This is a genomic window from Vibrio sp. QJM3NY_39, assembly GCF_057785895.1.
This window is the reverse complement of record NZ_CM173506.1, coordinates 729175-747978: the sequence shown is the minus strand read 5'-3', so window position 1 is coordinate 747978 and position 18804 is coordinate 729175. Positions and strand designations below refer to the sequence as shown.

Genomic DNA, 18804 nt, shown 5'->3' with positions numbered 1-18804 from the left:
TGCCATGAAACTTTTAGAAAATCCATGACGAAAACTACTGATTTTAGATCAACAGGTTATAGTGAAAAATGCGTAAAATATCAGCTTGAAATCGCTTTCATTTCATCAGTAATGGTGGCGGCTATCACGTAAAAGGGTGCCGAAAAGCAAAGAGAACGAGGTGTGAATTTGATTGGTTTTCATATATATGAAAAACCTCAAAATCTAAGAGCGATTTTGAGGTCAGTTATTCAGCTTCAAGTATCAATTTTCTGGAATCAATCCATTATTTAAAATGAATCTAGAGAGGCTATCCCCATATTGAACAGGGTAAACGCATAGATATCGGCAGTGAGATCGATCGCTTTACTCAATGGCATTCCAGCACCATGCCCTGCATTTACGTCAATACGAATCATCACAGGCGCGCCACCTTCATGCTTGTCTTGCAGCTCTGCAATGAATTTATAAGAGTGAGCTGGCACCACACGGTCATCGTGATCGGCTGTCGTAATCAGTGTTGCTGGGTAATCGACGCCTCGCACCACATTATGAACCGGAGAATAACCAAGCAGGTATTCAAACATCTCTTTATTCTGCGCTGATGTACCGTAGTCGTACGCCCAGCCTTCGCCAGACGTGAAGGTGTGGTAACGTAACATGTCCAACACACCAACCGCTGGCAAAGCCACTTGGAACAACTCAGGCCTTTGTGTCATGCAAGCGCCTACCAGCAAGCCTCCGTTAGAACCGCCGCGGATCGCTAACTTATCGCTGCTGGTGTAGTTTTCTTCGATTAAGAACTCCGCAGCAGCAATGAAGTCATCAAATACATTCTGTTTTTGTTGTTGTGTACCGGCTTTATGCCACGCCTTACCGTATTCGCCACCACCACGTAAGTTCGGCACTGCATACACACCGCCAAGCTCCAGCCAACTACCCACTGTTCCCGAGAAGGAAGGGGTTAAGCTGACATTAAAACCACCATACGCGTACAACATGGTTGGATTACTACCATCTAACACTAATCCCTTCTTATAAGAGATAAGCATCGGAACCTGAGTGCCATCCTTCGAGGTATAGAAGACTTGTTTAGACTCAAATTGCTCCGATTCAAACGGCGCTTCAGAGCGTTGGTAGATTTCAGAGCTGCCTGATTCGACATCGAAATAGAAAATCGTTGGCGGCGTAACATAGTTGGTAAAGGTGTAATAAAGCTCGGTTTGCTCATTTTTTCCACCTAAGCCACTGGCCGTTCCGAGATCTGGTAAGTGGATTTCACGAACGAGGTTGCCTTGGTAATCCAACTGCTCAACCTTAGACACCACATCGACCATGTAATGAGCAAACAAGTAACCACCACCCGTGCTGATATCTAACGGCTGTGACTTTTCAGGAATGATATCGAGCCACTGTTGACTGCGAGCATCAAAGCTCACCACCTTGCCATTAGGCGCATCGAGATTAGTGTATAAAATAAAGACTTCATCTTGGTTATCGATGAGGTACGTATCGCTATCAACATGGTCAATCAGCGTGTTCAGCGATTGTTCGGGTGAATTTAAATCGAAATAGAACAGCCTGTTACCCGATGTCGACTCTCGCCCTAGAATGATCAAGTAACGGTCGTCTTCAGTGGTGTAGCCAGATACATAGCGATGCTGATCGGTGTTGTTGTCACCAAAAATCACTTTGTCGCTGGCTTGTTCTGCACCCAATTCATGGAAGTAAAGTTTGTGCTGTTCGGTACGTGCAGAAAGCTGGCTGCCGTCTGGCTTGTCGTAACTAGAGTAATAAAAGCCGCGATTACCCAACCAAGATATACCGGTGAACTTCGCATCGGTGATTTCGGCTTCAAGCTGCTGTTTAGTCTCGGTATCAATTACAAAGATCTTTCGCCAGTCGCTGCCGCCCTCGGAGATGCTGTACGCAACTAAACTGTAATCTTTTGAAAACGACACTGAGCCAAGTGATGTGGTGCCATCTTCCGAGAAGGTATTCGGATCTAAGAATACTTCAATCGACTGACCTTCTTTCTGACGATAGAGAATGCTGTGATTCTGCAGGCCATCATTCTTATAGAAATAGGTGTAATCCCCTCGCACAAACGGCTGCGAACTCTTTTTGTAGTCTTGCGCTTTCGCCAATCGTTCTCTCAGTTCTGCGCGATACGGGATCTGAGCAAGATAATCGAACGTCACTTCATTTTGGCTCGCCACCCACTGTGCGGTTTCATCACTTCGATCATCTTCTAGCCAGCGATAAGGGTCTTCAACTATTTGATCAAAATAATCATCGCTGACGATCTGTTTGTTGGTGATTGGATATTGATACTCTTTTGAATAGCTCATCGTGATCCTTATTAAAAATAATGTGAAATCGTCAGGTAACGCGTTCTGATGTGTTCAATCAACAACTTAATCTTGTTAGGTGGCTGACGAGTGAACGGGTACACCGCATAAATGCCCAGTTTTTTCCCGACCAAATCAGGAAAGATATCCACCAGCTGGCCGTTACGAATATCGTGATAAACAAGACAACGTGGCACGTACGCAACCCCATGACCGCCCAGCGCCGCTTTTCTTAATGCCGTGGCGTTATCGGTAGAAAAAGAACCAGAAACACGCACGATGTATTTATCGTTATCAGTAAAGCCGTCTTTACTGTGCAGGAACTGCCACTCGCTGGCACCTGTTGTTTGATAGGCGTATTGCAGGCAGTTGTGATCAACCAAGTCCTTGGGCTGCATCGGCTTACCATTCTTAGCGATATAAGACGGAGAAGCACATACCACCCATTGAGAGTCCAAGATATGACGGGCAATTAAGCTGGAGTCTTCCAAGTAGCCGGTTCTAATCACTAAGTCGAGGCCATCATCAACCAGATCCACAAAGCGATTGTTAAGAGACATATCGACCGTTAAACCTGGGTGCATATTACAAAACTCGGCAACAGCGTCTGCGAGAATCAAATCTCCGGAGATAGTAGGTACTGACATTTTGATATGACCACTAACATTTTCACCAAAGCCTGAAACTGCGTCCATAGCCTCTTGAGCCGCCTGCTTCACATTTTTGGCGCTATGTAACATTGCCTTACCCGCCTCGGTAAGGGTCAATTTACGCGTCGTTCGATATAATAGCTGCACGCCAATCTCTTCTTCCAAACGCGCAATTCTCTTACTAACTACCGAATTTGTAAGGTTATTTTGCTCTGCCACCTTACTAAAACTGCCCAGCTCTACTACCTGTGAAAACAGGATCAAATCGTCTGCTCGCATTTGATTATGCCAATTTTGGAATTAATTATTTTCATTATTTCCCTATATCAATAAAAAATAAAGGGGTAAATTCACGCCAAATTAACAAAACAATTACAAAAACAGCTTTTGCAATCACATCGGTTACAAATAAAGCGACTCTAATTACAACAATTGAATCCTCGAGATTCAGATTACACCTACAAAACTAATGACGTGTTATTCACTTCAAACATGAACGTTTGAAAACAAGTACGAGGAAGTACCCATGAGTGAAACTCTACTAGCATTATTGGCCTTTTCGCCAATAGTTGTTGCAGCGATTCTGCTGGTTGGCCTGAACTGGCCTGCAAAAAAAGCGATGCCAGTGGCATTTGCATTAACCGTTGCTATCGCCCTATTCGCATGGGATATGTCTAGCACTCGCGTGCTGGCTTCAGTATTCCAAGGCTTCGGCATTACCGTGTCGGTTCTCTGGATTGTGTTTGGCGCCATCTTCTTATTAAACACTTTGAAACACACCGGAGCTATCACCACCATCCGCAACGGATTTACTGACATATCAGCAGACCGTCGCGTACAAGCGATCATCATTGCTTGGTGTTTTGGTTCATTCATTGAGGGCGCATCTGGCTTCGGCACACCCGCTGCAATCGCCGCTCCCTTACTCGTTGCAATCGGCTTCCCAGCATTAGCTGCGGTACTGATGGGCATGATGATTCAATCTACGCCGGTATCGTTTGGCGCGGTTGGTACGCCTATCATTGTTGGCGTAAACAAAGGTTTGGATACGCACAACATCGGTGAAAGCCTGATTGCCAATGGTTCAACATGGGATGCTTACCTACAACAGATCACATCAAGTGTTGCGATCATCCACGCCTGCGTTGGTGTGATGATTCCTGTATTGATGGCGATGATGCTGACTCGCTTCTTCGGTAAGAACAAAAGCTGGACTGAAGGTCTTGATATCCTGCCATTCGCACTGTTCGCAGGTGCCGCTTTCACCATTCCTTACGCACTAACGGGTGTTTTCCTCGGTGCTGAGTTCCCATCACTGATTGGTGGTTTGGTTGGCCTTGCGATTGTTGTAACAGCAGCAAAACGCGGCTTCCTAGTCCCTAAATCAAAATGGGATTTTGAAAGCGAAGATAAGTGGCCAGCTGAATGGCTAGGTTCTTTGAAGATCGATCTAGATGACACTCATTCAAACAGTAAGCAAGGTCATAAGAAAATGAGCATGGCGATGGCATGGGCACCTTACGTGCTGCTCGCTGTCACTCTCGTTGCTAGCCGTGTGAGCCCTGAGTTCAAAGGCCTACTTAAGAGCGTTAGCCTTTCATTCAGCAACATCCTTGGCGAGACAGGCGTAAGTACAGCGATTCAACCTCTGTATTTACCTGGCGGTATCTTGGTCTTCGTTGCACTGGTTGCTGTTCTAATGCAATCACGCAGCGCAGCACCATTGGCTAAAGCCTTTGGGGAATCGAGCAAAACACTGATTGGTGCCGGCTTTGTATTGGTGTTCACCATCCCAATGGTCCGTATCTTCATTAACTCAGGTGTGAACGGTTCTGATTTAGCGAGTATGCCAGTAACAACTGCTAACTTTGCAGCTGACCTAGTCGGCGGCGCATTCCCAGCGTTAAGTGCAACGATTGGTGCGTTAGGTGCCTTCATTGCAGGCTCTAACACAGTTTCAAACATGATGTTCAGCCAGTTCCAATTCGAAGTAGCACAAACACTGTCGATCTCTAGTGCGGTGGTTGTCGCTCTACAAGCGGTGGGCGCAGCAGCAGGTAACATGATTGCGATTCACAACGTGGTCGCCGCATCGGCAACCGTAGGCTTACTAGGACGTGAAGGTGCAACGTTACGTAAAACGATTATCCCAACGTTCTACTACTTGGTGATGACCGGAATCATTGGCCTAGTAGTTGTCTACGGTTTCAAAATGACAGACGCACTTATGTAAACCATAAGTCGTTACAAAAGCACTTGGCGTTAATACTCAATTCCCCGACTGCAACACCGTCTAATAAGACAGTTGATGAGTTTCGGAATGGATACTAAAACACATCAACACCCTCGGGTATTAACGCCATTTTATTGCTTCTCTGTTTCACTGTTTATTTGCTTCATAGATTAGTTGCTTCACCGATTAGTTACTTCACCGTTTAAGAAAGAGCCAACACTTACTTTTTCAAGAATTAAAGCAGCCCAAGCCAAGCTCTCATAGAAGGGCAACATCCCAAGAATTTAGGACTGAAATTATGATCATATCCGCATCGACTGATTACCGCGCCGCAGCAAAAGCGAAATTACCACCGTTTCTTTTTCACTACATTGACGGCGGTTCTTACGGAGAACATACTCTACGCCGCAACACCGCCGATCTTGCAGAGATCGCGCTCAAGCAGCGTGTCCTCAATGACATGTCAGATCTGAATTTGGAAACCGAGTTGTTCGGCGAAAAGCTGGCAATGCCGATTGCCTTAGCGCCAGTTGGCTTAACCGGCATGTACGCACGGCGTGGCGAAGTACAAGCGGCTAAAGCGGCTGACAACAAGGGCATTCCTTTTACCATGTCTACCGTGTCGGTGTGCCCGATCGAAGAAGTCGCACCTAAGATCGAACGCCCAATGTGGTTTCAGCTTTACGTGCTAAAAGACCGCGGCTTCATGAAGAACGTATTGGAACGTGCAAAAGCGGCAGGCGTAACAACGCTGGTTTTCACGGTTGATATGCCTGTACCTGGCGCTCGCTACCGTGACATGCACTCAGGAATGAGTGGCCCAAATGCAGCAATACGCCGCGTATTTCAATCTATGCGTCATCCTAGTTGGGCCGTTGATGTAGGTTTACTAGGTAAGCCACACGATCTTGGCAACATCTCGACTTACCGCGGCTCTCCAACCAAACTGGAAGATTACATCGGTTGGTTAGGTGACAACTTCGACCCATCGATTTCGTGGAAAGACCTAGAGTGGATCCGTGATTTCTGGGACGGCCCAATGGTCATCAAAGGCATTCTTGATCAAGAAGATGCAAAAGACGCCGTAAGATTTGGCGCAGACGGCATTGTGGTTTCAAACCATGGTGGTCGCCAGCTTGATGGCGTTCTATCGAGTGCTAAAGCCTTGCCTGCGATTGCAGACGCGGTAAAAGGCGACACTAAGATTCTGGTCGACTCTGGCATTCGTACTGGCTTAGATGTAGTTCGCATGATGGCGATGGGCGCAGACTGCACCTTGCTTGGTCGCTCTTTCGTCTACGCGTTAGCAGCGCAAGGACAAGCAGGTGTTGAGAACCTACTCGACCTTTACGACAAAGAGATGCGCGTTGCGATGACTCTAACTGGCGCCAAGACAATCAAAGACTTAACTCACGAATCTTTGGTGGGGCTAGATTAATCCGCCACGACTCCGGTTCGGATTCAGATTCAGATTCAGATTCAGATTCAGATTCAGATTCAGATTCAGACTAATGCTTTGGTCTACTTAGACTGAAGTTCAATCGGTGTCACAGCAATTACACTGCCGTTGTGACACCGTTTAAGCACTGGAAAATAAAATAAAAAAACTAGGGCGTGTTGATCTTTCGAGCTGATTTTTGCAGCGAGTTGCTGGGTATTTATACAAGGCAGAGGCGTCGATGTGTAGCTAGCCTACATGAGAAGCCGATAACGTAGTAGAAATGGCCAGCAAACGCTGCCCGAAGGGTTAGGCTAAAAGCGTTTTACTCTTTGTTGAGGGGGATTTGCTTAGAGTGACTAGGCTACTTCCCCCTCGCCGCGATTAAAACGCTTTTATCTCGAACAAAATTTAACCACTAAAGGTCAACACGCCCTAACCAGTGCCAAATAAGAAGCACAAGGAAGCAATGATGGAGACAAACACATCCCATGAGCGAGTAATAGACGCACAAGCTTATCAGCAGCTTGAAGCGATACTGGCTCAAAGAATCGAAACGGAACGCATTGTCACTCAAGAGGCAAAGCGCTTGGCTTACGGCACCGATGCGAGTTTTTATCGCTTGGTGCCGAAAATGGTTCTAAGGCTAAAAAACTTAGACGAAGTCATATTCACCATTCAAAGCTGTCGTGAACTCGGTATCCATTTTACTTTCCGTGCAGCAGGCACCAGTCTTTCAGGACAAGCGGTTTCAGACTCGGTACTCATTACCCTAACCGACGACTGGCGCGGCCATGAGATCGTAGACAACGGTAATCAAATCATTCTTCAGCCCGGTGTGATTGGCGCTGATGCCAACAAATACCTCGCCCCTTTCCAACGTAAAATCGGCCCAGATCCAGCCTCAATCAATACTTGTAAAATCGGTGGCATTGCAGCAAACAACGCCAGCGGCATGTGTTGTGGTACTGCGCAAAACTCTTATCGCACCGTCGAGAGTATGAAAATCGTATTGAGTGATGGTTCCCTACTTGATACAGCAGATAACGCCAGCGTCGAGGCGTTCAAGCAATCACACAAAGCGCTATTTGAAGGCATCGTTGATTTACACAGACAGACTAGCTCGAATCAAGAACTGGCAGACAGAATCCGCCACAAGTACCGCCTCAAAAACACCACTGGCTATGCACTCAATGCTTTGGTCGATTACCACGACCCAATCGAAATCATTAAACACCTGATGATCGGTTCAGAGGGCACGCTAGGCTTCATCGCCGAAATCACCTACAACACAGTGATTGAACATCCGAACAAAGCTTCTGCACTGCTTGTGTTTGCCGACATCGAGCAAGCCAGTACAGCTGTAACTACGCTGTCCAAAACTCCTGTTGCAGCCGTTGAGTTAATGGACGGCAGAGCGCTACGTTCTGTCGCAGATAAGCCGGGTATGCCTGCGTTTATGCCGAACTTGGATTTAGAAGCCGCAGCAATTTTGGTTGAATCACACGCCAGCTCCCAGCCGGACTTAGATTTACAATGTAAATCAATTTTGGACGCATTGACTGAATACACGATTGTTGAATCGGTCCCTTTCACCTCCGATCCAAAGACAGTCGCGACTTTGTGGGGCATTCGAAAAGGCATGTTCCCTGCGGTTGGCGCAGTACGTGAAGTTGGCACGACCGTTATCATCGAAGACGTGGCTTTCCCTGTCGAAAACCTCGCTAATGGCATTCGAGAGCTGCAAGAGTTGTTCGATAAATACGAGTACAGCGAAGCAATCATTTTTGGTCACGCCCTAGAAGGCAACCTACACTTTGTGTTTACTCAAGGCTTCGACAGCCAAACAGAAATCGATCGCTACGGCGGTTTCATGGATGACGTCGCTGAATTGGTTGCGGTGAAATACCAAGGTTCTCTGAAAGCAGAGCATGGTACAGGCCGTAACATGGCGCCTTATGTGGAATTGGAATGGGGCAAAGATGGCTACGCCTTGATGCAACAGATCAAAGCGCTGTTTGACCCAGAAAGACTGCTCAACCCCGGCGTTATCATTAACGACAACCCGAATTCACACATCGCGAATTTGAAGCCAATGCCTGCTGCTGACGACCTTGTCGATCGCTGTATTGAGTGTGGCTTCTGTGAGCCTGTTTGTCCGTCTCGTACGCTGACTCTATCACCACGCCAACGCATTGTGTTATATCGCGAACTTCAACGCCGCCGTGCTGCGGGCGAAGAAATAGAAGCAAGCGAGCTAGAGAAAACCTTCGAATATCAAGGCATCGATACCTGCGCCGCAACTGGCCTGTGTGCCGAGCGCTGCCCAGTAGGAATCAACACTGGCGACTTAATTAAGAAGCTTCGTATCGCCAAGTACGAGAAATTTACACCAATCGCCAAATGGACCGCGGATCATTTCTCGACCACCACTAAACTAACCAAGGCTGGCCTCAAAACCAATCAAGTGGCGAGTAAGATTTTAGGCGCAAATACCGTAGGCAAGCTAACCAATGGCTTGCGCTCTATGACTAAAGGCGCGACACCCGTGTGGATGCCTGAGATGCCGCAATCCAACAGTCACTCGCTAACCTCATCACCAGTGACGGCAGAATCCTCAAGCAATCATAAGAAGGTGGTTTACCTCCCTTCCTGTGCGAGTCGCACCATGGGACAACAAAGCGATGCGGGCGACCAACGTCCTCTAACTGAAGTAACCATGTCTTTACTCAACAAGGCCGGATTTGAGGTTATTCTTCCGAAGAAGCTAGACGACCAATGTTGTGGCATGCCTTACGACAGCAAAGGCATGACCGATTTAGCTCAATCTAAAGCACAACAACTCGAAGAAGTGTTGTGGCAAGCCAGTCGTCAGGGTGAATACCCAGTATTAATGGATACCAGCCCATGTGCTAAACGCAGTATTGAACAGTTCACCAAACCGTTAGAGGTATTAGAGCCGACAGGGTTTGTAAATCAATACCTGCTTGAGCACCTGACACTTAAGCCGCTGCAAGAAACCGTGATGCTGCATGTGACGTGTAGTTCTCGTCGAATGGGCTTAGAAGGCGCGATGTTGAGCCTTGCTAAAGCCTGTACTGAAAAGGTGATTGTTCCTGAGCATATTCAATGCTGTGGTTGGGCGGGTGATAAAGGTTTTACCACTCCAGAGCTGAATGAAGCGGCGGTACACCCACTCAAAGAACAAGTGCCGAGCAACTGTACTCGTGGATTCAGCAACAGCCGAACCTGTGAGATAGGTTTGTCACATCACAGTGGCATTCCGTATCAGTCAATCTTGTACTTGGTGGACGAAGTCGCGCAATAGCGGAGCCTCCCCACTTAAGGTATCGAGCAATTAGCTTAAACCTAAAACGAAAAATGGCAGCCCAATCAGGCTGCCATTTCTTTATCCGATTTAAAACGTATTACCGAGCTAGGTATTGCAGAGCTAACGGCTACTGAGCTAAGCGCATCAACTCTTCTGGTGAGTAGTTTTCTGCTTCTGCGCCTTTGGCGATTAAGTCGATCACTTGGAACTCACTCATATCACCGAACTCTTTAACTAAGTAATCACGAAACGCTTTCTCGTTCGGCCACTTACCTCGCACGATATAGCCCTCTTCTTTGTCAAAATCTTCCGTTTCAAAGAAGGAGAAGTCGGTCATACCAATATTGTGGCAATACAAAACAAGATACATAATTATTCCTCAAAAACGGGGTTACTAATAAAAACTCACAGGGAGGTAGAAATCAAGCTCAAACACTTCATCACTATTGAGAAAATGGTTCCGATGATAATGCACATACGCAGGAGTCGAACGCTGTTTGAAACCAGAAGCCGGTAACCATTTTTCTAATACCATACTGATCTGTGGTAGCAGCTCACCATAACGGCCATTAAGTCGAAATACGGCATGCAAACCGCCGGGAATCACCATCTGGTTCACGACACTGCGATACTTAATCGGTTCATCAATCGCGATGCACGCTACATAACGACACTGATCCATTTCAACCCAAGCAGGGTTTGAGTGATGCAAACCAAATTGGCTCGAAAAGTCACGCTGTTCCGAGTTCGCCCACGCTTTCAATATCAACCATGCGTTGCGAATAGAGCGGTTATAACCAGTATGTCGAACATAAGCTGCCATTCGGTCTGATACTTCAACAATTTTAGGTTCCGGCAACTCCCGCTGCGACACATTCAAATAGCCTGCCGCCACTTCGGGATCTTTCAGGTAAGGTTTTTCTGCAATCTGTAAATCATGCTTACGCCATTCTCCGGGCGACATATTAAAGGTCGCTTTAAATGCTCGACTAAACGAGGACACAGAGCTAAAGCCACATTTATGGGCTATCTCAACCACAGACGAGCTGGTATCGAACATCAATTGATTAGCCGCATACTCCATTCGAGTGCGTCTAATGTATTGATGCAACGACTCCCCAACCACACTTTTGAACGTGCGATGAAAGTGTTGCTCTGAATACGCAGCAATCTCAGAGAGCGCTTTTGCCGACAAAGGCTGACTGATGTCTTGGTGAATATGGAACAAAACATCATTGATTCGGGATATGTGTTGTCGTGACATCGTTCAAATAGCATAAATGGACATGTTTAAGAGCATAAACGGACACGCCAGTTTTTACAATTGCCGTGTAATATCAAGCGATAGAATAAAAACGATAAACGACGAGACACAACACATGGAAATCGCACAGTCATTACAACAGATTCAATCTTCATACATTCGAGAGATCCTCGCAGCCGCAAGCGATCCAAATGTTATTTCGTTGGCCGGTGGTTTACCCGATGCGAAAACATTCCCTATCGATTTAATGAAGCCTACGCTAGAAAACCTAGCGAACATGCCTGAAGTTTTCCAATACGGTTCGACCGCAGGTTATGGCCCGTTGCTTGATCACCTAACACAAAGCTACCAATTGCCAGAATCTCACACGGCAATGATCTGTACAGGTTCTCAGCAAGGTTTGGATTTGATTGCACGTGCTTATGTTGATCCGGGTGATGTGGTTGTGATGGAAGCGCCAAGTTACCTAGGTGCGATGCAGGTTTTTGGCTTAGTTCAAGCAAACATTGCGACTGTGTCTCAAACAGAATTTGGCCCGAACCTGGATGAGCTGGAAACGTGCTTTGCACAACAAGCGCCGAAAATGTTCTATGCCGTACCAGATTTCCACAATCCAACCGGCGTGTGCTGGGCAACAGAAACTCGTCAAAAAGTGGCTGAGCTGTGTATCAAATACAACGTAGCCTTCATTGAAGATGCACCGTACCGTGAGCTACGTTTCACTGGTACGGAACTGCCGTTGGTTTCTTCATTCTGCCCTGATAACTCTATCGTTCTTCGTTCATTCTCTAAGATTGCATCGCCAGGCCTACGTATTGGCGCGGTAACAGGCAAACGCAGCTACCTTGAGCCACTGATCAAAGTGAAACAAGGCGCTGACTTGCACTCAAGTGTACCCATGCAAGCGCTGCTTGTTGGTCTTCTAAAGCATGAAGATTTCAATCTGCACATGGAAAACATTCGCACCCTGTACAAGTCTCGTTATGAAGTGTTGTTTTCAGAACTAGAGAAACAGCTGCCTGCTGACTGCGTATTAAAATCCGTTGATGGCGGAATGTTCATTTGGGTAGAAATCCCAGAGTGTGACACCTTTGAACTGGCTAAAACTCTACTTTCGAATGGTGTGGCAGTTGTACCAAGCCCAGTCTTCTATCCAAAAGCAGATGAAGCAAAAGCCGCACTGCGCTTGAACTTCACCAACGCCAACCCAGAAGAGTTGACTGAAGCGGTGAAACGCTTAGCGGAAGTACTGAACCAAGCGTAATCGCTGACCGCTTTGGTGATTGCCTGAGCGGCTTATTGCCGAGAAAGCCGCAACGAATCAGCATTAAGGATCAATGTCATTCTCAACAAGAGAGTCACATTGGCCTTAATTTTAGGTCGCTATAAAACACAGAAAGGACATCACTTTGCCTCATTGTATTATCGAACACTCATCCACTATTGATGGTCAGCAACTCAATCAGAAAGTGTTTCTCGGCGCGATGGAATCTCAATTGTTCTCACCAACAGGAGAAGACATCAAAGTACGCAGCCTTGCCTACCAGCATTACCAAACAGGTGAAGTAAAAGAAGACTTCGTGCATGTCTCTGTGCGTATTTTGTCTGGGCGTAACGAAAGCATTAAAACGATGCTCTCCAAGTCCATTTTGGATCAATTACTGACTCTTCCACTATCCAATGCTTCGCTGACCGTAGAGATCATTGATATAGACACAAGTAGCTATTCAAAAGCCTTAGTTTAAAGGCAAGTCACAAACGAACAGCCCCTCAAATAGAGTATTTTCAAAGCATTAGTTAGACAGCATGGAGCAATAAATGGAAGTGGTGATTGGTAACAACCCTGAATTGATAATGAAAGCACAATCCATTCGTCATCAAGTCTTCGTTGTTGAACAAGGCATACCGCAGATATTGGATCTTGATGGGCTCGATCCTGTCTCACATCATGCACTCATGACCGATGAAGATAATTTAGTCGCGACTGCACGCTTGCACATTGATGAATCAGGACACTCAACTATGGCGCGTGTTGCTGTTCTACAGCCTTATCGAGGATCTGGTATCGCATCTAAAATTGTTATAGCACTTCTAAAACATGCCTCTGAACATGGTGCTAAAGTAATTGAAATCCACGCTCATCAATACCTAAAAAATTACTATGAAAAGTTTGGCTTTAAGTTCATTCGTGAAGTAGAAATCGTCGGGGAACACCAGCTCATTGAAATGAGATACAACATAAGTTCGTAGCCAAATATTCAATAAACAACAAGATATCACTACTTATCTGAGCTGAAACTGTTTATCAAATAGCTACCATTTTCACACACCTAAAACCACACTGATAACAATGCTAAATAGCCCTACTTTTGGTTGGTTTTTGTCCTTCCTTGGCTTGGTTATACTGCGGCGGATTTTAATAAGCCAATATGGGCAAACCTGAGTGAATTAAACTCAACCTGTACCATAAAAGGCAACGCTCTGGATTTACGTTCCAGCTCGCAGAAAGGAAAAACCATGTCTCAATATGTTGTATGTGCTCTGTATAAATTCGTAGCACTTGATGATTACCAAGAAATTCGCCAGCCACTAACTTACGTGTTAGAAGCTAACCAAATCCGCGGTACTTTGCTACTTGCAAGTGAAGGTATCAACGGCACTGTTGCAGGTAAGCGCGAATCTATCGACGCTCTTCTTCAATGGTTCAAGCAAGACCCACGTCTAGCTGATGTTGTTTACAAAGAGTCGTTCAACGAAGAACAGCCATTCAACCGCACCAAGGTGAAACTCAAGAAAGAGATCGTAACCATGGGCGTTGAAGGTATCGACCCTCGCCACGTTGTCGGCACTTACGTTAAACCAAACGAATGGAACGACCTTATCTCTGATCCAGATGTGATTTTGGTTGATACTCGTAACGACTACGAAGTCGATATCGGCACATTCAAAAACGCAGTAAATCCGAACACTGAAACCTTCCGTGAATTCCCTCAATATGTTGCAGATAACCTCGACCCTAAGAAACACAAAAAAGTCGCGATGTTCTGTACGGGTGGTATTCGCTGTGAAAAATCAACAGCCTACATGAAAGAGCAAGGCTTTGATGAGGTATACCACCTTGAAGGCGGCATTCTTAAGTACTTAGAAGAAGTACCAGAAGAAGAGAGCATGTGGGAAGGCGACTGCTACGTATTTGATGGCCGTGTTGCGGTAAACCACCAGCTAGAAAAGAGCGGTTACGATGTGTGTAACGCTTGTCGTCTGCCAATCACTGACGAAGACAAAGCCTCTGAGCACTTCGAGAAAGGCGTAAGCTGCCCTAAGTGTATTGATAAGCACAGCGACGAGCAGAAAGCCCGTTTCCGCGAACGTGAAAAGCAAGTTCAACTGTCGAATGCTCGTGGCGAAACCCACGTAGGCGGCGATGCTGCTCACCTTATCGATCAACGTAAGAAAGAAAAGCTAGCACACAAAGAGCAGCAACGTTCTGGTAAGAAAGCGAAGTAGTTTTTAGTATTACTAAAATAACAAAGGGCATCAGCGAATCCACAATGGAACGCTTATGCCCTTTTTTGATCCTGCTCTCGCTTTGTGTTTAGGAACACATTTATCTTCAAAAATAGGATCTATACTGAAGATAATTCGACTAGAGAGGAAGTGCCAATGCTCAATGAAAACCATGCCTTTATCTTAGATTTCCCAGATCTTAAATTAGACATTGTTCAGCTCAACCACGACGACGAAAAATTCAAAGCAGACATGCAGAAATACCACCAACTCGACTACGACATCCGTCAGCTAGAAATCTCTGGCAGCCCTATCGATGACGACAGCATGCACAACCTCAAAGTTGAACGCATGGCGCTAAAAGACTCGCTACACAAACAGCTCACGCGCCACCACGCACTTAAGATCGTATAGAAAAATCAATCCAAGACTTTATTCTAAGCCATGCATCACGCATGGCTTTTTGGTTTTATCACATCGCAAATCTAAGCTAATTCGGCTTCTTCAATTATGTTACTGTTTGCTTATTCAAAGGCGTTTGATAAGGAAGCAATCAGAGTGGTAATAAAAGAAGAGAATATACAATTCCAGCTCGTTTCAAATTCTGAATTCGAAGAACGGTTTACGTGTGTTAAACAAAGTCTTTTCATACACGTCGATAGTGTTTTCGGTTGGGATGACGACTTCCAACGCCAACGACTTTTAAACGATTACCATCCCTCTTGGTTTCATTGGGTATACCGAGGAAAAGAGAGGATTGGACTTGTGTGTTTTAAGCCTTATGACAACGCATACCATATTCATCTGCTGATCATTTCCCCTCAATACCAAGATCAATCTCTTGGTAAAAAAGTCATGTCACTCATCCACGAAAAAGCCCATCAAGAGCAACGAAACCAAGTCACTCTGTCGAGCTTTAGAAGTAACACCCGCGCCATTCGCTTTTATCAGTCACTTGGCTATCAGGTTATTGATGACAGTGATGAAGATTTTGTGGGGATGGCTCTCAACCTAGCTAACTCTAAGTCTCGCTAACCATAGAGAAAATACAGATAGCGAGTAGGTAGAGAGCGTTTACGTTAGCGCGCGCTTGAAATATCTAATTTCTCAATCAACGACGGAAAACCCCAACCGTTCTCGCCTTCGACCACAGGTTCTCCGGTCAAATACTCAAACAGCGTTGGTGATAAAGATCCATTAGCTTCGATTTTCAATTTCTGAGAGTTATCGCCAATTGGCGCTCCCCAGAATCCGATGAAAGCATCTTTCTCTAAGTAATCCTCACCAGCATGACGCCCTGGCACCTTGGTGTTGTAGCCAATTCCCGCTTTAGGGAACAAGTTAACCGTGCCAGCCCTATCTTCAAGGTAGATATTAGCCAGTTGATTCACTGAATCTGGTCGAGGTGTTGGTTGCGTCAATGAAGTCCACTCAGCACTGCTACACCACGTTGTCACATCCGCCTTAACCGCTCGGTTAATACATTTTTCGACCAATTGAGAATACTGTGCAAAATCAGCTTCGCTTGGTGATGCTAGGTATGGATTTAACCTTTGCGTATTGAGCAAAATCGGTGCTCGGTTGTCTTCCAATGACTCATAGAAAAGCTTGTCACCTTCGCGGGTAATTAATTCGTCGACTCGTTTTAAATCTCGGTTACCAATTACACGAACCGCACAACGTTGTTGGTCACATGTGCTTTCTCTTACGACCATATAATCAAGACTTTCAGGCAAGCGTTGCGCTATCTGATTAATGATATCGATATTCTGACCAGCTGGCGCTGCAATCGGAGACCACTGCGTGAGTTCTTGGTAAACAGGCTGAACCTGCCACCCTTGAGCCGAATTAAAGAAGTCCATCATGAAGTTACCACCGGCAGTCGAGGCGACCACCACATCCAATTCCTTCGAGCTTGGGTAGCTTAGAGCATTGGTGATTTTAGGCCCTTCACCCTCGTCTGAAGATATCTTCTTCACCACAATTGGATACTCTAGCTCTGCTTGTAAGCCTTCAAATACATGCTTTTCGGGATTGAGCGCGTAGAACACCGGCGTTAAACCATGATCCCCAGCCATGCCCCATAGCGTTTTATCGTAAACGCCTGCACTGCGGTAGGTCGCTTCAATCTGGCGAATCCAATAGTCCAGTCGGTTAAGCTCTCCAGTCGGCATCAGAATTTCGTCACTAAAAGGACCGGTAAAGTGCGCGAAGTGATCCGGCCATGGGTTATAAACCAAGGTGTAATCCGGCATCCCTTTTCCATCTAACTCGGCAAACTGAGTGATCGACTGTTTAACCTGAGCTCTCTTTGAAAACTTGGTGAAAAAATCAAAGCCAGATATAGACTGATACGCCTCAATATCTTCAATCAAGGCTTGACGCTTTTCTTGCAAAACCACTTCGACTTCTGAACGTTCTTGAAGCTCTTTAACGCAGCGTTTCTCACCATAATCACGCAGTGACTCACCCAAACCTAGGTTTACTAGCCCGTCGTAAGTCGTGTGAGCATTCCAATCGTATTGGGCGTTGCAGTTCAACGTTTTCAGATAATCAAGGCGATCAAACATGGTCTGCACCTTGTTGTTTGCCATCAACACATCCAACTGCAGGGCATCATTACCAAAGAAGTAATACGCTCGGTCGATCTCTCGGTCAACAAAGTGGAAATTAGGGATACCAGTGCCACCTTGCCCTGATACTTTCGCGCCCGTTTTAATGATCGGTAGGTTGCGTACACTGATTGTCGGAGTAGAAGAGATACCCACTCGGCTTATATTATTTCGGTTCTCTTGATAGAGTTTTTTGAAGAACGGAAGGTAATTCAGATCACGGTAGGTTTGTTCAGACAGAACTTCCATGAACCTCACCTGTTGTTGATGCTCAGGCTCAATCACCGTTTCTAACTTAGGTTTGTATTGCGTTCGGTTTTTATGATTTTGGTAAGCAACCGAGATGAATGGCGCGCTTTCATCGACCAACCCCTCAATCAACCCTTGCTGTAAACCATCGACGGTCACTTGGACCGCAAAGCGCTTGTGCTGTTGGGATTCTAAGAACTGAATGAGCGCATCTGGCTGGTCACTGAACGCTTGCTGCATCCAATCATCGAGCGCTTCTGCACGTTCTTCTTTAAACACAAACTGTCGGTAGGCTTTCAGCAAGTTTAAGCGCACAAAATCAATAAGCGTGATGGTAAGAGCCTGTGCTTTGTTATTCGGCTTATCAGCGTTTTCTGGTTTACCATCTTCTGCAATCGCCAACATTGCAGACTTCATATCGCCGTCATCCATTCCCAATGCCGCTTTACCGATCAAATCAACGATGATCGGTTGAATCTGAGCGATGATCGCTAGATCTTCAGGGCTATTGGTTAAGTATGTGTAATTCGCAGGGAGCGTGTCCATATCCTGCCAAACACCAATTTCGAATAACGCATCGTAGATAACCACCATGTTGGCAATGAAGTGTTCATCGATACGAATGCCTTCATGATGTCCCGTTGCTTCAGTCGAGGTATCTGGCTCGTGATGCTCAGTGGTTGGCTTATCTCCAACATGATAAAGACTATGTTCAAAGCCCTTTAGCGCCTGCTTATCATAAGCCGTCGACAGGTAAGATTTGAATACATCTTCACTGCCCAAGCCTGAATAGCGGTCGTAATAACTATAAAGAAAATAACCCAAAGGAATTGAGTACGTCGGATTAGATAACTGAGCAACGACTCTGGCTTTTGTTTTGACATCTAAAGGAAGTGCGAGAATATACGCATCTAATGTAACGCCACCAATCGTGAAAAGAGCCGCATCACGAGTGAGTTTGGCAGAATAACTTAGGCTTGAAAGCACCTGATTTTTCAACACTTCACTGGAGCTAAACACGCCACCAATGACGGGCGTTGTTGATATATCAGCGGTACTCGGACCTGACGCAACCGCCAACGATAAGACACTGAATAAACTGGCGTAACTGCGAACGTGAGAATAAGAGCTCATCAAATTTCCTTTAGATCAACACACTTCTATAAATACGACTTATTGTTTCAGTTTGC

Annotated in this window: 14 protein-coding genes; 9 read left to right on the top strand and 5 right to left on the bottom strand. The window is 45.8% G+C overall.

The features are described 5' to 3' along the window. Positions 1-269: 269 nt before the first annotated feature. Both AC3CHU_RS19255 and AC3CHU_RS19250 read right to left on the bottom strand, forming a co-directional pair. Positions 270-2330, bottom strand: coding sequence for a prolyl oligopeptidase family serine peptidase (locus AC3CHU_RS19255; protein ID WP_488526213.1), 2061 nt, complete (start codon positions 2328-2330; stop codon positions 270-272). 11 nt (positions 2331-2341) lie between these two features. Next, a complete protein-coding gene (locus AC3CHU_RS19250; protein WP_017075317.1) occupies positions 2342-3259 on the bottom strand; it encodes a LysR family transcriptional regulator in 918 nt (305 codons plus the stop codon). A 247-nt stretch (positions 3260-3506) separates the two neighbouring features. Here AC3CHU_RS19250 and AC3CHU_RS19245 point away from each other — a divergent pair, with 247 nt between their 5' ends. The 3 genes from AC3CHU_RS19245 to AC3CHU_RS19235 all read left to right on the top strand — a co-directional run bounded on the left by AC3CHU_RS19245 (position 3507) and on the right by AC3CHU_RS19235 (position 9979). Further along, positions 3507-5213 carry an L-lactate permease gene (locus tag AC3CHU_RS19245; RefSeq protein ID WP_488526212.1) on the top strand — a complete coding sequence of 569 codons (1707 nt, stop codon included), beginning with the start codon at positions 3507-3509 and terminating at the stop codon, positions 5211-5213. A gap of 298 nt (positions 5214-5511) precedes the next feature. Next, the gene (lldD, locus tag AC3CHU_RS19240) at positions 5512-6651 is read left to right on the top strand and encodes an FMN-dependent L-lactate dehydrogenase LldD (RefSeq protein WP_488526211.1); all 1140 of its coding nucleotides are present in this window, start codon (positions 5512-5514) and stop codon (positions 6649-6651) included. Between the two features lie 472 nt (positions 6652-7123). Continuing rightward, the gene (locus tag AC3CHU_RS19235; RefSeq protein ID WP_488526352.1) at positions 7124-9979 is read left to right on the top strand and encodes an FAD-binding and (Fe-S)-binding domain-containing protein; all 2856 of its coding nucleotides are present in this window, start codon (positions 7124-7126) and stop codon (positions 9977-9979) included. A 130-nt stretch (positions 9980-10109) separates the two neighbouring features. On the opposite strand, the gene AC3CHU_RS19230 is transcribed toward AC3CHU_RS19235, so the two are convergent. Both AC3CHU_RS19230 and AC3CHU_RS19225 read right to left on the bottom strand, forming a co-directional pair. Continuing rightward, on the bottom strand, positions 10110-10352 hold the full coding sequence (locus tag AC3CHU_RS19230; RefSeq protein WP_171327554.1) for a hypothetical protein: 243 nt from the start codon (positions 10350-10352) through the stop codon (positions 10110-10112). A 24-nt stretch (positions 10353-10376) separates the two neighbouring features. Continuing rightward, positions 10377-11246 carry an AraC family transcriptional regulator gene (locus tag AC3CHU_RS19225; protein WP_017085035.1) on the bottom strand — a complete coding sequence of 290 codons (870 nt, stop codon included), beginning with the start codon at positions 11244-11246 and terminating at the stop codon, positions 10377-10379. Positions 11247-11361: 115 nt separating this feature from the next. Between AC3CHU_RS19225 and AC3CHU_RS19220 the strand changes: the two genes are divergently transcribed. The 6 genes from AC3CHU_RS19220 (at position 11362) to AC3CHU_RS19195 (ending at position 15788) form a co-directional block, all read left to right on the top strand. Further along, entirely contained in the window at positions 11362-12510 is a 1149-nt protein-coding gene (locus AC3CHU_RS19220) for an aminotransferase-like domain-containing protein (protein WP_488526210.1), read from the top strand. A 145-nt stretch (positions 12511-12655) separates the two neighbouring features. After that, positions 12656-12991 carry a 5-carboxymethyl-2-hydroxymuconate Delta-isomerase gene (locus tag AC3CHU_RS19215; RefSeq protein ID WP_114634350.1) on the top strand — a complete coding sequence of 112 codons (336 nt, stop codon included), beginning with the start codon at positions 12656-12658 and terminating at the stop codon, positions 12989-12991. Positions 12992-13064: 73 nt separating this feature from the next. After that, positions 13065-13496, top strand: coding sequence for a GNAT family N-acetyltransferase (locus AC3CHU_RS19210; protein WP_114634351.1), 432 nt, complete (start codon positions 13065-13067; stop codon positions 13494-13496). Between the two features lie 267 nt (positions 13497-13763). Next, positions 13764-14753: an oxygen-dependent tRNA uridine(34) hydroxylase TrhO gene (gene trhO / locus AC3CHU_RS19205; RefSeq protein ID WP_146455342.1), complete on the top strand. Its 990-nt coding sequence runs from the start codon at positions 13764-13766 to the stop codon at positions 14751-14753. 156 nt (positions 14754-14909) lie between these two features. Next, positions 14910-15167, top strand: coding sequence for an HP1242/YdcH family protein (locus tag AC3CHU_RS19200; protein WP_010432560.1), 258 nt, complete (start codon positions 14910-14912; stop codon positions 15165-15167). 96 nt (positions 15168-15263) lie between these two features. Beyond that, positions 15264-15788, top strand: coding sequence for a GNAT family N-acetyltransferase (locus AC3CHU_RS19195; protein WP_054546133.1), 525 nt, complete (start codon positions 15264-15266; stop codon positions 15786-15788). Between the two features lie 44 nt (positions 15789-15832). Here the strand turns inward: AC3CHU_RS19195 and AC3CHU_RS19190 are convergent, their stop codons facing one another. Next, positions 15833-18748: an alkaline phosphatase family protein gene (locus AC3CHU_RS19190; RefSeq protein WP_488526209.1), complete on the bottom strand. Its 2916-nt coding sequence runs from the start codon at positions 18746-18748 to the stop codon at positions 15833-15835. Positions 18749-18804 lie beyond the last annotated feature (56 nt).